The organism is Pollutimonas subterranea, from assembly GCF_002849655.1.
GTDB classification, from domain to species: Bacteria; Pseudomonadota; Gammaproteobacteria; order Burkholderiales; family Burkholderiaceae_B; genus Pollutimonas; species Pollutimonas subterranea.
In genome coordinates this window covers 1-12355 of record NZ_PDNW01000021.1, presented here as the reverse complement: position 1 = coordinate 12355, position 12355 = coordinate 1, and the positions used below count along the sequence as shown (strand labels likewise).

The window sequence follows — 12355 nt, the reverse complement described above, 5'->3', positions numbered from 1 at the left end:
TGCTAATAAAGCGCAAGCCGGCGCAATGCAGTACTTCGGCGGGTAATACACGTTTTGTTTTTCGCAAGATTTCAACCTAGGGTTCGATTTTAGTTGGCTTGAAAATCCGGTTTACGGTATCAGGCTGGCGGATGTCGGATCTAACGGGACCAAAACTGGTTGTGTGGCATGTCAATAATGACAAGGCAATGCGGCTAAGTTGGAACAGGAAAAATCATGATCCAAATGCAGACCACGCTGGACGTGGCCGATAACACTGGTGCACGCAGAATCATGTGCATCAAGGTGTTAGGCGGCTCGAAGCGCCGTTATGCCGCTATCGGTGACATTATCAAAGTTAGTGTCAAAGATGCGGCCCCACGCGGGCGCGTCAAAAAGGGCGAGATTTACAACGCTGTAGTGGTTCGCACCGCTAAGGGCGTTCGTCGTAAAGACGGCTCGCTGATCAAGTTCGGCGGCAACGCTGCCGTGTTGCTCAACGCCAAACTGGAACCCATCGGTACCCGTATCTTCGGACCTGTCACGCGCGAATTGCGTACAGAAAAGTTCATGAAGATCGTGTCGCTGGCTCCAGAAGTGCTGTAAGGAGCGAACCATGCAAAAAATCCGTAAAGGCGACGAAGTCATTGTGTTGACTGGTCGCGACAAAAAACGCCGTGGCACCGTGCTGCAACGTGTAGACGCCGACCACGTGTTGGTCGAAGGCATCAATGTCGTCAAGAAACACGTGAAGGCCAATCCTATGGCTGGCTCGCAAGGTGGCATTATCGACAAGACCATGCCCATCCACATTTCGAATGTGGCGCTCTTCAATCCCGAGTCCGGCAAGGCCGATCGCGTTGGGATCAAAGAAGTCGATGGCAGCAAGGTCCGTGTATTCCGTTCCAGCGGCGCCGTCGTTGGCGCCAAGGCTTAAGGGGCGAAGAACATGGCACGTTTACAAGAGTTTTACCGCAGCAAGGTCGCCGCAGACCTGCAAGCACAATTCGGCTACGAAAGCGCAATGCAAGTGCCGCGCATCACCAAGATCACCCTGAACATGGGTGTATCGGAAGCGGTGTCCGACAAGAAAGTCATTGAGCACGCTGTCTCTGACTTGACGAAAATTGCAGGGCAAAAGCCTGTTGTCACGAAAACGAAAAAGGCTATCGCCGGCTTCAAGATCCGTGAAGACTACCCCATCGGTTGCATGGTCACATTGCGTGGCCGCCGCATGTACGAATTCCTGGACCGCCTGGTCGCCGTGGCTCTGCCGCGCGTTCGCGACTTCCGTGGTATTTCGGGTCGTGCGTTCGATGGACGTGGCAACTACAACATCGGGGTGAAAGAGCAACTCATTTTCCCTGAAATCGAATACGACAAAATCGACGCCGTACGTGGGATGAACATCAGCATCACTACTACAGCCAAGACCGACGAAGAAGCCAAGGCATTGCTTACCGCCTTCAGCTTCCCGTTTCGCAATTAAGGGGCGATGACGTGGCAAAACTTTCACTCATCAATCGCGATATCAAACGCGCCAAGCTGGCAGAAAAATTTGCACCCAAGCGCGCTGCGCTGAAGGCGATCATCGACGATCAGTCCAAGACTGACGAAGAACGCTATCAGGCCCGTTTGCAACTGCAACAACTGCCGCGCAATTCCAACCCAACTCGCCAGCGCAATCGTTGCGTTGTCACGGGTCGTTCGCGTGGCGTTTATAGCAAGTTCGGTTTAACTCGCCACAAGCTGCGTGAAATGACGTTGCGTGGCGAAGTGCCGGGCATGACCAAAGCCAGCTGGTAGGAGAAATACAAATGAGCATGAGCGATCCCATCGCCGACATGTTGACCCGCGTGCGTAACGCGCAACAAGTCAATAAAACGTCGGTTAGCATGCCCTCCTCGAAGCTGAAGGTAGCTATTGCTGCCGTGCTGAAAGACGAAGGCTATATCGACAGTTTCCAGATCGGCGGCGAAAAAGCCAAGCCTGTTCTGGAAATCACACTTAAATACTACGCTGGCCGTCCGGTCATCGAACGTATCGACCGCGTTTCGCGTCCTGGGCTGCGTATATATAAAAACAGCAAATCCATTCCTCAAGTGATGAATGGCCTGGGCGTCGCAATCGTGTCGACTCCGCGCGGTGTCATGACCGATCGCAAAGCTCGCGCCAATGGCGTGGGCGGCGAAGTACTTTGCTACGTGGCATAAGGAGAATCATATGTCACGCATTGCAAAATACCCGGTCCCCGTACCCCAAGGCGTAGAAGCCACCATCAGTGCCGATCAAATTGTTGTCAAGGGCCCATTGGGCACCTTGACGCAAGCCCTGAAGGGCGACGTTGCCGTCGTTCAAGATGGTGATCAGCTGACGTTTGCTGTTGCCAACGATTCTCGCGAGGCCAAGGCCATGTCGGGCACGTTGCGCGCGCTGGTTGCCAATATGGTAACTGGTGTCAGCAAAGGCTTCGAGCGTAAACTCACTCTGGTTGGCGTGGGCTTTCGTGCCCAGGTTCAGGGCGACGCGCTGAAGTTGCAACTTGGTTTTTCCCACGACATCCTGCATCCCATGCCCCAAGGCATCAAGGTCGAGTGCCCCACTCAAACCGAGATCGTCATCAAGGGTTCGGACAAACAGGTTGTTGGTCAGGTGGCCGCTGAAATCCGCGCTTACCGCGAACCCGAACCCTACAAGGGCAAGGGCGTGCGTTACGCTGATGAACGCGTCATCATCAAAGAAACCAAGAAGAAATAAGCGCGCAGGCAAGGACGAATTATGGACAAGAGAATCTCCCGTTTGCGTCGTGCAGTGGCGACCCGTCGGAAAATCAGCGAGCTGCGTGTTCACCGCCTCTCTATTTTCCGCTCGAACCTGCACATATACGCGAACATCATTTCGCCGGAAGGCGATCGTGTGCTCGTTAGCGCTTCCACGCTCGAGCCCGAAGTACGCAAAGAACTCGCCGGCAATAGCGCCAACGGTGGTAACGTTGCCGCCGCTGGTCTGGTCGGTAAGCGCGTAGCCGAAAAAGCAAAAGCCGCTGGTATAGAGCTGGTTGCCTTTGATCGTTCGGGCTTTCGTTATCATGGCCGCGTGAAAGCGTTGGCCGACGCCGCGCGTGAAGCCGGCTTGAAATTCTAAGCAAGGAATTATCAAATGGCTAAAGCACAAGGTAAGCACGCCGCAGAGAAAGAAAGCGACGACGGCTTGCGTGAAAAAATGATCGCGGTCAACCGTGTCAGCAAAGTGGTCAAGGGTGGTCGCACCATGAGCTTTGCCGCGTTGACCGTGGTAGGTGATGGCGATGGCCGCATCGGAATGGGCAAAGGTAAAGCCCGTGAAGTGCCCGTCGCTGTTCAAAAAGCAATGGAACAGGCCCGCCGCGGACTGCTCAAGGTCAACCTGAAAAACGGTACCTTGCATCACACGGTTTTTGGCAAGCATGGCGCCGCCACAGTCATGATTTCACCAGCACCTGAAGGTACTGGCGTTATCGCAGGCGGCCCAATGCGCGCTGTATTCGACGTAATGGGCGTGCGTAATGTGGTTGCAAAGAGCCTGGGCTCCAGCAACCCTTACAACATGGTCCGCGCAACGCTTAATGGCTTGCGTGCCTGCTCGACTCCTGCTGACATCGCTGCAAAACGCGGCAAGTCGGTAGAAGATATTCTGGGGTAAGTCATGGCACAGAAGCAAATTAAAGTAACTCTCGTACGTTCTGTTATTGGCACTCACAAATCCCACCGCGCCACAGTTCGCGGTCTGGGCCTGGGTCGCATGAATAGCAGCCGCGTATTGGTCGATACGCCCGAGGTGCGTGGGATGATCCGTAAAGTGGATTACCTCGTCACCGTCTCGGAAGCCTGAAAGGAATCGAGATGTCAGAAACTCAATTAAATACGCTGAAACCAGCCGAAGGCAGCCGTCCAGCTCGCCGCCGTGTTGGTCGCGGAATCGGCTCCGGCTTCGGTAAAACCGCTGGTCGTGGTCACAAAGGTCAAAAATCGCGTACTGGCGGTTTCCACAAGGTTGGTTTTGAAGGCGGTCAAATGCCTTTGCAACGCCGCCTTCCGAAACGTGGCTTTACGGCGATGAACCAACATTTGTCCGCCGAAGTGCGTCTGTCCGACCTCGAGCGCCTGCCTGTCGACCAAGTCGACGTGCAGGTTCTCAAGCAGGCAGGCGTCATTGGCCAAGCCGTGCGTTACGTAAAAGTCATCAAGTCCGGCGAACTGTCGCGCAAGGTTGCCCTTAGCGGAATCAGTGCAACGGCCGGTGCTCGCAGCGCGATCGAAGCTGCTGGCGGCTCGCTGGCTTAAGGGGTAACGGTGGCTAAAGCTCAGGCACAGAGTAAATCAGGTTCCCGATACAGCGATTTAAAACGCCGTATCGTCTTCCTGATACTCGCCCTGGTGGTCTATCGGTTGGGAACGCACATACCCGTGCCGGGCATCAACCCCGACGCGCTGGCCGAACTGTTCCAGCAAAACCAGGACGGTATCCTGGGCTTGTTCAACATGTTCTCGGGCGGCGCGCTGTCGCGGTTCTCCGTGTTCGCACTGGGTATCATGCCTTACATCTCCGCGTCCATCATCATGCAGTTGATGGCGGTCGTGGTGCCTACCCTGGAAGCGATCAAGAAAGAAGGCGAATCGGGCCGACGCAAGATCACCCAGTACACCCGCTACGGCACGGTGTTCCTGGCGCTGATTCAGGCTGTCGGTATCTCGGTAGCCCTCGAATCGCAGCCAGGCCTGGTTATCGATGTTGGCATGATGTTCCGCTTCACAACGGTAGTCACACTGGTTACCGGCACGATGTTCGTGATGTGGTTGGGCGAGCAAATCACCGAGCGCGGTATGGGTAATGGCATTTCCATACTGATTTTCGCCGGTATTGTTGCAGGATTGCCTAGTGCCTTGGCAGGAATGCTGGATCTGGTTCGTACCGACGCCATGTCGGTGCTGTCAGCGCTGTTCATTCTTGTACTGGTTGTTGCGGTTACGTACTTCGTGGTGTTTGTCGAACGCGGCCAGCGCCGCATCACGGTGAACTACGCGAAGCGCCAGGTGGGCAACAAGATCTACGGCGGTCAAAGTTCGCATTTGCCCCTGAAGTTGAACATGGCGGGTGTTATTCCTCCCATCTTCGCCTCATCGATCATCTTGCTTCCTGCAACCGTTACCAGCTGGTTTTCCAGTAACCCGAATATGCGTTGGTTGGGCGATCTCGCGGCGGTACTTTCGCCGGGTCAGCCGCTCTACATTACGCTGTATTCTGCTGCAATTATTTTCTTCTGCTTCTTTTATACGGCCTTGGTGTTCAATAGTCGTGAAACCGCAGATAACCTGAAGAAAAGCGGTGCGTTCGTTCCAGGCATCCGTCCAGGGGACCAGACGTCGCGTTATATCGACAAGATACTGATGCGATTGACCCTGATGGGCGCTCTCTATATAACTCTGGTGTGTTTGTTGCCGGAACTTATGCAGGCTCGCTGGAATGTACCGTTTTATTTTGGTGGCACTTCTTTGTTGATTATCGTGGTGGTGACCATGGACTTCATGGCACAAGCTCAGGCTTACATGATGTCCCATCAATACGACTCGCTGCTCAAGAAGGCCAACTTCAAGGGTGCGGGATTGCCAATGCGGTAAAAAAGAAATGGCAAAAGACGACGTCATTCAAATGCAAGGAGAGGTTCTTGAGAACCTTCCCAACGCAACTTTTCGCGTCAAGCTGGAAAATGGCCACATAGTATTGGGCCACATATCGGGCAAGATGCGTATGCATTACATCCGGATTCTGCCGGGTGACAAGGTTACAGTGGAGCTCACGCCCTATGACCTGTCGCGTGCCAGAATTGTATTCCGCTCTAAATAAGCGGCCGGTTACAGGAAACTAGGAGTCAACCATGAAAGTAATGGCATCGGTAAAACGGATCTGCCGCAACTGCAAGATCATTAAACGTCACGGCGTGGTGCGTGTAATTTGCACCGAACCACGTCATAAGCAGCGTCAAGGCTAATGGCCGACACGCAACGGATTTAACAAGGAACAGTCATGGCCCGTATTGCTGGCATCAACATTCCGCCGCATCAACACGCCGAAATCGGACTTACCGCTATTTTTGGTATTGGTCGTACCCGTGCTCGCAAAATCTGCGAAGCATCTGGTATTGAGCTCTCCAAGAAAGTGAAAGATCTGACAGACGCCGAACTCGAACGTATCCGCGAACACGTCGGTGTGTTCACGGTTGAAGGTGATTTGCGTCGCGAAGTACAATTGTCGATCAAACGTCTGATCGATCTGGGAACTTACCGGGGCATGCGCCACAAGCGTGGCTTGCCTGTACGTGGTCAACGCACCCGTACCAACGCACGCACCCGTAAAGGTCCGCGTCGCGCTGCTGCTTCCCTGAAGAAATAATCGAGGAATAGAAGATGGCGAAAGCTTCCAACAGCGGCGCATCGCGCGTACGCAAGAAAATCAAGAAGAGCGTATCGGACGGCATTGCGCACGTCCATGCGTCCTTCAACAACACGATCATCACCATTACCGACCGTCAAGGCAATGCCTTGTCCTGGGCGACATCCGGTGGTGCGGGCTTTAAAGGCTCGCGCAAGTCCACACCATTCGCGGCGCAGGTTGCAGCGGAATCGGCTGGGCGCGTCGCGTTGGAATATGGTATCAAAACACTTGAAGTTCGCATCAAGGGCCCCGGTCCTGGCCGTGAATCATCGGTGCGTGCTCTGAATGCCCTGGGTATTAAAATCTCCAGCATTTCAGATATCACGCCGGTGCCTCATAACGGCTGCCGTCCGCCCAAGCGTCGTCGCATCTAAGGGGAAGCATCTTGGCACGTTATATTGGACCTAAATGCAAACTCTCGCGTCGCGAGGGTACAGATCTATTTTTAAAGAGCTCGCGCCGCTCGCTCGACTCGAAATGCAAAATCGAGTCCAAGCCTGGTCAGCATGGCCGTACATCGGGCGCTCGTACGTCCGACTACGGTTTGCAGTTGCGCGAAAAGCAAAAGCTCAAGCGCATGTACGGTGTGTTGGAAAAACAATTCCGCAAGTATTTCTTTGAAGCTGAGCGTCGTCGTGGCAACACTGGCGAGACCCTGATTCAATTGCTGGAATCGCGTCTGGACAACGTCGTCTACCGCATGGGCTTTGGCTCGACGCGTGCTGAAGCACGTCAGTTGGTGAATCACCGCTCCGTTGAAATCAATGGCCGCACAGCCGACATCGCTTCGATGCTCGTCAAGGCTGGCGACGTTATCTCGATCCGCGAAAAGGCGAAAGCCCAGCTGCGCATTCGTGAATCGCTAGACCTTGCAACAGGCCAGGGCCTGCCGCAGTGGGTCGACGTCGACACCGGCAAGCTGACAGGTACCTTCAAACAGGTTCCTGATCGTGCTGATGTTGCCCGCGACGTCAACGAATCGATGGTTGTCGAGTTGTACTCGCGCTAATTGATACAAGCAGCAAAGCAGCAAATCGCAGTATTGCAACAGCCCACTTCTCCAGTTCACTGGTAAGTGGGCTTTGCGATGCCGCAAGAATCATCCCAATCAGTTCATCAGCCTTATCGGTGTAACGAGCCGAGGGTATTGAAAAGGAACACACATGTCGTCACTAGGTTTTCTTAAACCCCGTTCTATTGAAGTCGTGCCTGTCGGCAAGAATCACGCGAAAATCGTGATGGAGCCGTTCGAGCGCGGCTACGGACACACACTGGGCAATGCCCTGCGTCGCATCCTGTTGTCATCCATGGCCGGCTATGCGCCTACCGAAGTACAGATGACCGGTGTCGTGCATGAATATTCGACCATTGCCGGCGTACGTGAAGACGTTGTCGACATCTTGTTGAATCTGAAAGGCGTCGTGTTCAAGCTGCATAACCGCGAAGAAGTCACGCTGGTTCTTCGCAAGCAGGGTCAAGGCATCGTGCTGGCCAGCGATATCGAACTGCCGCACGACGTTGAAATCATCAACCCTGACCATGTCATTGCCACGCTTACCGAAGCCGGCAAGCTTGAAATGCAGATCAAGGTAGAGCAGGGTCGTGGCTACGTCCCGGGCAATGTGCGCGCGCTGGTCGATGATCGCACTCACACCATTGGCCGTATCGTGCTCGACGCATCGTACAGCCCTGTGCGCCGTGTCAGCTATTCGGTCGAAAGCGCTCGTGTTGAACAGCGCACCGACCTGGACAAGCTGGTTCTGGACATCCAGACCAACGGTGTTGTGTCGCCCGAAGAAGCGGTACGTCAGTCGGCACGCATCCTGATGGACCAGATCTCTGTATTTGCCGCCCTGGAAGGCGCCGGCGATTACGCCGACAGCCCTCGAGGTCCCGGCGGCAATGCTCCACAAATCGATCCAGTGCTGCTGCGCCCGGTCGACGATCTGGAACTTACCGTTCGCTCTGCCAACTGCCTGAAAGCCGAAAACATCTACTACATCGGCGATCTGATCCAGCGCACAGAAAACGAATTGCTCAAAACGCCTAACCTGGGCCGCAAGTCCTTGAATGAAATCAAGGAAGTCCTTGCCGCACGTGGCTTGACGTTGGGCATGAAGCTCGAAAACTGGCCACCAGTCGGCCTGGAACGTCCTTAAGTTGTTGGAATAGATATCGGATTACGGCTTCAGTCGTGGTAGTCCGATATCGGTATCGCCATTCATGTATCTAAAGGATTTTGGCACAGTCGTGTTAGAATCCTGCCCGCACCCGGCCCGCAGCACTGCTGATAGAAGAGCCGGTTAACCAACGGAATTGTCCGTTAAACAGATTCAAAGGAAAACATCATGCGTCACCGTAGTGGTTTGCGTAAATTAAATCGCACCAGCAGTCACCGTTTGGCTATGTTCCGCAACATGGCTGTTTCGTTGCTGACACACGAAGCCATCAAGACAACCTTGCCGAAAGCCAAGGAATTGCGTCGCGTCGTCGAGCCCCTCATCACGCTGGGCAAAGAGCCCACGCTGGCCAACAAGCGCCTTGCGTTTGCCCGTCTGCGCGACCGCGATGCCGTGGTCAAACTGTTTGCTGAAATCGGTCCTCGCTACAAAGAACGTAACGGCGGCTACACCCGTGTCCTGAAAATGGGTTTCCGTCAGGGCGACAACGCTCCGATGGCGTTCATGGAACTGGTTGACCGTCCTGAAGTCGAAGAAACCGACGCTGAATAAGCGACGCGGATCTGCAGTAGTTCAAACGGGCTTTCGGGCCCGTTTTTTATAGGTAGAATGGATTGTTGCCAACGATCTCAGGATTCCCTTCGTGAGCACCTTCACTTCGCCCGACCATTCCCACGATCGCGCCGAGGCGCCCGATACAGGCAGCGGCCGCGCTACGCTTGCCCCAGCCGACGACGTGGTGATCCTGCTCAGCAATGCCCCCGATTTACTGCTCGCCAAGCGTATCGCCCATGTCCTGGTGGAAGAACATCTCGCCGCCTGCGTGAACCTTGGCGGCACTGTGTTGTCCATGTATATGTGGGAAGGCGTACTGGAAGGCACCGAAGAAATTCCGCTTACGATAAAAACCACGATTGCGCGGGCTCCACAGCTCGTAGCGCGACTGGCCCAGCTACACCCTTACGAAGTCCCTGAAATCCTCGTCCTGCCCGTCTCAGGCGGTTCGACGAGCTATCTGGATTGGTGTCGCAGCCAAACCGTGTCGGATCCGTCCAGCACTTGAACACAAAGGACGCGAGGCGTCCAAGAGGAAGTACAGATGTCGTATTTGGCGCTGGCCAACGCAGTGATGCAAACTCCCCTTGACACCAGGCAACCGGCGCCGCCTCTACCGGATTCACGCGCATTGCTGCCGATACACCGAATCGTCTGGGCCTTTCTGGCTGCCTTGATGCTGGCTCTGGCCTTTCTGCCCGCCGGATCGGTGCGCGCAGAAGACGAGTTCCTCGACCCCGAAAAAGCGTTCGTGTTTTCCGCGGCGATGACCACGCCGACACAACTGGATGTGCATTTTGTGATCGCACCGAAGTACTACATGTACCGGGAACGATTTGAATTTGCGCTTGCACCCGACTCCTCTCCCAGCGTACTGGGCAACGCTGTCTACCCCGCGGGAAAGGTCACGTACGATCCGACCTTCGAGAAAGATCTGGAAGTCTACTATGACCAGGTAACGGTCACTCTGCCTCTGACCGCCGGCGCAGGCCAGCCGCTGCGTCTGGCCATCACCAGCCAGGGCTGTGCCGATGCCGGCCTATGCTATCCACCCATGACGCGGGAAATCACCCTTACGCCCACAGACACCGGGTACCGGGCGGATGGACCCGGGGTGGTTGCTAGCGTGCCGGCGGCAAAGCCCCAATTGGCACAGGCAAAGAGCGTGGCTGCATCAGCGCAAGCGGCGAACGCCGCCAGCACGACAAGCTTGGGTAGTGCGCTGAACCTCGGCGACACGGGTTTCGCGGCCTACCTCGCACAGGCCGGTTGGTTCCAGGTCATTGCCCTATGCCTGCTGCTGGGCTTGCTGCTGTCCTTCACGCCTTGCGTGCTGCCCATGGTGCCTATTCTGCTGGCCATTGTTGCGGGCGATGCGGGTCAGGGCAGGAAGGTCTCCCGTTGGCGCGGCTTGTCTCTGGCTGCGGTGTTCGTGCTGGGCATGTCCCTGGTCTATACGGCGCTAGGTGTCGCTGCGGGGTTGATTGGCGCCAGCTTGGCGGTTTGGCTGCAGACGCCCTGGGTTCTGACCTTATTCGCGGTCATCCTGGTCGTGCTCGCGTTGGCAATGTTCGATGTATTCACCTTGCAGGCCCCTACGGGAATGCAGACGGCTTTGAATGCGCGCCTGTCCCGGATTCCGGGTGGGCGCTATGGTGGCGTGTTCGCCATGGGCATGCTGTCCGCGCTCATCGTCGGGCCCTGCGTGGCGGCTCCACTCGCGGGCGTGTTGCTGTTCATTTCCCAGACAGGGGATCTGGTGCTGGGCGGAACGGCATTGTTTGCCATGGCCTGGGGCGAGGGCTTGCTGTTGCTGGCCGTGGGCGCTTCATCGGGCGCGTTGCTGCCCAAATCAGGCCCGTGGATGAATGGCGTCAAGCGTCTTTTCGGCGTTTTGCTGCTTGCCACCGCGTGGTGGATGGTGAATCCGATACTGCCCGCGTGGATAATGATGCTCGGCTGGGCTTTCCTTGCCTTGTGGAGCGCTGTCATGCTGGGCGCCTTCGATGCCATGCCCGCCGGAACAGGAGCCGGGCGTCTGGCTAACCGCGCATTGGGTCTGATGCTGGCACTTTGGGCGGTGATTCTGGTGGTGGGCGTAATGGCCGGCGCGCGCGATGTGCTAAGGCCGCTGGCGCCGCTTACGGCGTCGTCTCAAGGTTCGGGCGTCGTAGCAGCCACACACCCGGAGTTCACGCAGGTGACTTCAGTCGCACAGCTGGACAATCTGCTGGCCAATACCAACCGGCCGGTCATGCTGGATTTCTATGCGGACTGGTGCGTGTCGTGCATAGAAATGGAGCGGTTCACCTTTAGCGATTCCGCAGTGGCGGGGCAGATGTCGCAGTTCTTGCTGGTGCAGGCCGACGTTACCAAAAACTCCCCGGAAGACCGGGAACTGCTGAAACGATTCAAGTTGTTTGGCCCGCCGGGGATTATCTTCTTTGATGAGCAGGGCAAGGAATTGCACGAGGCCCGCGTGGTCGGCTTCAAGAACGCCCGCGATTTCGGGGCGGTGCTGGAGCGCGTGCTTACCCAAGGGTAGATGTGTTTTCACTCTGGCGAGTGGGCTTTTTGTGGAAGATGGGTTGCTTGCGTTGAGTAGCGTTCTTGTGTTCGGCTATGTGACTGTGTTCTTGCGTGATGCTATTTTGCTGCGTGGAGGTATCTTGCGGCATGAAGTTATTCTATGCATGAAGCTATCTTTCTAGCTCCGCGTGTCAGGTCCTGTGGGGCCCTGTTGCGCTTCTCGTTGCCGGTTCATCGCCCTGCGGCGCCGAACATCGCATCGCCTTGCTCATCCGCCCGTCCGGGCTCCTTTCGCCTACGGCTTGCTCGTGTTAATGGCCAATTAAAATGACCCACTAATGGCCAATAGTTTTGACCCACCTGACGGTGGCTGCAAAGCCATGAAACGTGTAGCGTTCCTGCCATATAAAAGACAACGGGAGCGCGTCAGTGAAGGAGTGGGTAGTGATACACAAGATCAAAGGGCTGTATGACCGGGGCAAGGGGCTGTCGATCCGTGCCATTAGTCGGGAACTGCGTATTCCGGTGAAGATGACCGCTGATTCCGGTCTATCGTGACCGCTGCGCATTCGATGATGTTACGTGTTCAGATTGTATAGGTAGCGGTCACGATAGGTCGGTGGTTTTCTCCTTTTTGCTTA

20 protein-coding genes are annotated in these 12355 nt (G+C 55.7%); all 20 read left to right on the top strand.

What is annotated here, in order from left to right; all coding sequences use genetic code 11:
• Positions 1–216: 216 nt before the first annotated feature.
• The 20 genes from rplN to dsbD all read left to right on the top strand — a co-directional run bounded on the left by rplN (position 217) and on the right by dsbD (position 11730).
• Positions 217–585 (top strand): 50S ribosomal protein L14, encoded by a 369-nt coding sequence (gene rplN, locus CR159_RS18430; protein ID WP_073104517.1) that lies wholly within the window; start codon positions 217–219, stop codon positions 583–585.
• A 10-nt stretch (positions 586–595) separates the two neighbouring features.
• On the top strand, positions 596–916 hold the full coding sequence (gene rplX / locus CR159_RS18425) for a 50S ribosomal protein L24 (protein ID WP_102068258.1): 321 nt from the start codon (positions 596–598) through the stop codon (positions 914–916).
• Positions 917–928: 12 nt separating this feature from the next.
• On the top strand, positions 929–1468 hold the full coding sequence (gene rplE, locus CR159_RS18420; RefSeq protein ID WP_102068259.1) for a 50S ribosomal protein L5: 540 nt from the start codon (positions 929–931) through the stop codon (positions 1466–1468).
• 11 nt (positions 1469–1479) lie between these two features.
• Positions 1480–1785 (top strand): 30S ribosomal protein S14, encoded by a 306-nt coding sequence (rpsN, locus tag CR159_RS18415; protein ID WP_102075423.1) that lies wholly within the window; start codon positions 1480–1482, stop codon positions 1783–1785.
• Between the two features lie 11 nt (positions 1786–1796).
• Entirely contained in the window at positions 1797–2192 is a 396-nt protein-coding gene (rpsH, locus tag CR159_RS18410; protein WP_102075422.1) for a 30S ribosomal protein S8, read from the top strand.
• A gap of 10 nt (positions 2193–2202) precedes the next feature.
• Positions 2203–2736: a 50S ribosomal protein L6 gene (gene rplF, locus CR159_RS18405; RefSeq protein ID WP_102075421.1), complete on the top strand. Its 534-nt coding sequence runs from the start codon at positions 2203–2205 to the stop codon at positions 2734–2736.
• Positions 2737–2757: 21 nt separating this feature from the next.
• Entirely contained in the window at positions 2758–3123 is a 366-nt protein-coding gene (gene rplR, locus CR159_RS18400) for a 50S ribosomal protein L18 (protein WP_102075420.1), read from the top strand.
• A gap of 15 nt (positions 3124–3138) precedes the next feature.
• Positions 3139–3660 carry a 30S ribosomal protein S5 gene (gene rpsE / locus CR159_RS18395; RefSeq protein WP_102068264.1) on the top strand — a complete coding sequence of 174 codons (522 nt, stop codon included), beginning with the start codon at positions 3139–3141 and terminating at the stop codon, positions 3658–3660.
• A 3-nt stretch (positions 3661–3663) separates the two neighbouring features.
• A complete protein-coding gene (gene rpmD, locus CR159_RS18390; RefSeq protein WP_102075419.1) occupies positions 3664–3849 on the top strand; it encodes a 50S ribosomal protein L30 in 186 nt (61 codons plus the stop codon).
• Between the two features lie 11 nt (positions 3850–3860).
• Positions 3861–4301 carry a 50S ribosomal protein L15 gene (gene rplO / locus CR159_RS18385; protein ID WP_102075418.1) on the top strand — a complete coding sequence of 147 codons (441 nt, stop codon included), beginning with the start codon at positions 3861–3863 and terminating at the stop codon, positions 4299–4301.
• Between the two features lie 9 nt (positions 4302–4310).
• Entirely contained in the window at positions 4311–5636 is a 1326-nt protein-coding gene (secY, locus tag CR159_RS18380; RefSeq protein ID WP_102075417.1) for a preprotein translocase subunit SecY, read from the top strand.
• Between the two features lie 7 nt (positions 5637–5643).
• The gene (gene infA, locus CR159_RS18375) at positions 5644–5862 is read left to right on the top strand and encodes a translation initiation factor IF-1 (RefSeq protein WP_073104500.1); all 219 of its coding nucleotides are present in this window, start codon (positions 5644–5646) and stop codon (positions 5860–5862) included.
• A 31-nt stretch (positions 5863–5893) separates the two neighbouring features.
• Positions 5894–6007 carry a 50S ribosomal protein L36 gene (gene rpmJ, locus CR159_RS18370; RefSeq protein WP_073104498.1) on the top strand — a complete coding sequence of 38 codons (114 nt, stop codon included), beginning with the start codon at positions 5894–5896 and terminating at the stop codon, positions 6005–6007.
• A gap of 35 nt (positions 6008–6042) precedes the next feature.
• A complete protein-coding gene (gene rpsM, locus CR159_RS18365; protein ID WP_073104496.1) occupies positions 6043–6408 on the top strand; it encodes a 30S ribosomal protein S13 in 366 nt (121 codons plus the stop codon).
• 14 nt (positions 6409–6422) lie between these two features.
• A complete protein-coding gene (rpsK, locus tag CR159_RS18360; protein WP_013743934.1) occupies positions 6423–6824 on the top strand; it encodes a 30S ribosomal protein S11 in 402 nt (133 codons plus the stop codon).
• A gap of 11 nt (positions 6825–6835) precedes the next feature.
• Positions 6836–7459, top strand: a complete 624-nt coding sequence (gene rpsD, locus CR159_RS18355) for a 30S ribosomal protein S4 (protein WP_102075416.1) — start codon at positions 6836–6838, stop codon at positions 7457–7459.
• A gap of 154 nt (positions 7460–7613) precedes the next feature.
• Positions 7614–8609, top strand: a complete 996-nt coding sequence (locus CR159_RS18350; protein WP_102075415.1) for a DNA-directed RNA polymerase subunit alpha — start codon at positions 7614–7616, stop codon at positions 8607–8609.
• A gap of 189 nt (positions 8610–8798) precedes the next feature.
• On the top strand, positions 8799–9182 hold the full coding sequence (gene rplQ, locus CR159_RS18345) for a 50S ribosomal protein L17 (protein ID WP_102075414.1): 384 nt from the start codon (positions 8799–8801) through the stop codon (positions 9180–9182).
• A gap of 184 nt (positions 9183–9366) precedes the next feature.
• A complete protein-coding gene (gene cutA, locus CR159_RS18340) occupies positions 9367–9693 on the top strand; it encodes a divalent-cation tolerance protein CutA (RefSeq protein ID WP_233208401.1) in 327 nt (108 codons plus the stop codon).
• Positions 9694–9729: 36 nt separating this feature from the next.
• Positions 9730–11730 (top strand): protein-disulfide reductase DsbD, encoded by a 2001-nt coding sequence (gene dsbD, locus CR159_RS18335; protein WP_255398956.1) that lies wholly within the window; start codon positions 9730–9732, stop codon positions 11728–11730.
• Positions 11731–12355: the final 625 nt, after the last annotated feature.

Excerpts from the sequence above, each read along its gene's own strand:
- rpmJ (WP_073104498.1), top strand. The coding sequence starts at position 5,894 with ATGAAAGTAATGGCATCGGTAAAACGGATCTGCCGCAACTGCAAGATC.
- rpsK (WP_013743934.1), top strand. The coding sequence starts at position 6,423 with ATGGCGAAAGCTTCCAACAGCGGCGCATCGCGCGTACGCAAGAAAATC.
- rpsM (WP_073104496.1), top strand. The coding sequence starts at position 6,043 with ATGGCCCGTATTGCTGGCATCAACATTCCGCCGCATCAACACGCCGAA.
- rplR (WP_102075420.1), top strand. The coding sequence starts at position 2,758 with ATGGACAAGAGAATCTCCCGTTTGCGTCGTGCAGTGGCGACCCGTCGG.
- rpsH (WP_102075422.1), top strand. The coding sequence starts at position 1,797 with ATGAGCATGAGCGATCCCATCGCCGACATGTTGACCCGCGTGCGTAAC.
- rplX (WP_102068258.1), top strand. The coding sequence starts at position 596 with ATGCAAAAAATCCGTAAAGGCGACGAAGTCATTGTGTTGACTGGTCGC.
- rplO (WP_102075418.1), top strand. The coding sequence starts at position 3,861 with ATGTCAGAAACTCAATTAAATACGCTGAAACCAGCCGAAGGCAGCCGT.
- rplE (WP_102068259.1), top strand. The coding sequence starts at position 929 with ATGGCACGTTTACAAGAGTTTTACCGCAGCAAGGTCGCCGCAGACCTG.
- CR159_RS18350 (WP_102075415.1), top strand. The coding sequence starts at position 7,614 with ATGTCGTCACTAGGTTTTCTTAAACCCCGTTCTATTGAAGTCGTGCCT.
- rpsE (WP_102068264.1), top strand. The coding sequence starts at position 3,139 with ATGGCTAAAGCACAAGGTAAGCACGCCGCAGAGAAAGAAAGCGACGAC.
- rplF (WP_102075421.1), top strand. The coding sequence starts at position 2,203 with ATGTCACGCATTGCAAAATACCCGGTCCCCGTACCCCAAGGCGTAGAA.
- rpmD (WP_102075419.1), top strand. The coding sequence starts at position 3,664 with ATGGCACAGAAGCAAATTAAAGTAACTCTCGTACGTTCTGTTATTGGC.
- dsbD (WP_255398956.1), top strand. The coding sequence starts at position 9,730 with ATGTCGTATTTGGCGCTGGCCAACGCAGTGATGCAAACTCCCCTTGAC.
- rplQ (WP_102075414.1), top strand. The coding sequence starts at position 8,799 with ATGCGTCACCGTAGTGGTTTGCGTAAATTAAATCGCACCAGCAGTCAC.
- infA (WP_073104500.1), top strand. The coding sequence starts at position 5,644 with ATGGCAAAAGACGACGTCATTCAAATGCAAGGAGAGGTTCTTGAGAAC.
- rplN (WP_073104517.1), top strand. The coding sequence starts at position 217 with ATGATCCAAATGCAGACCACGCTGGACGTGGCCGATAACACTGGTGCA.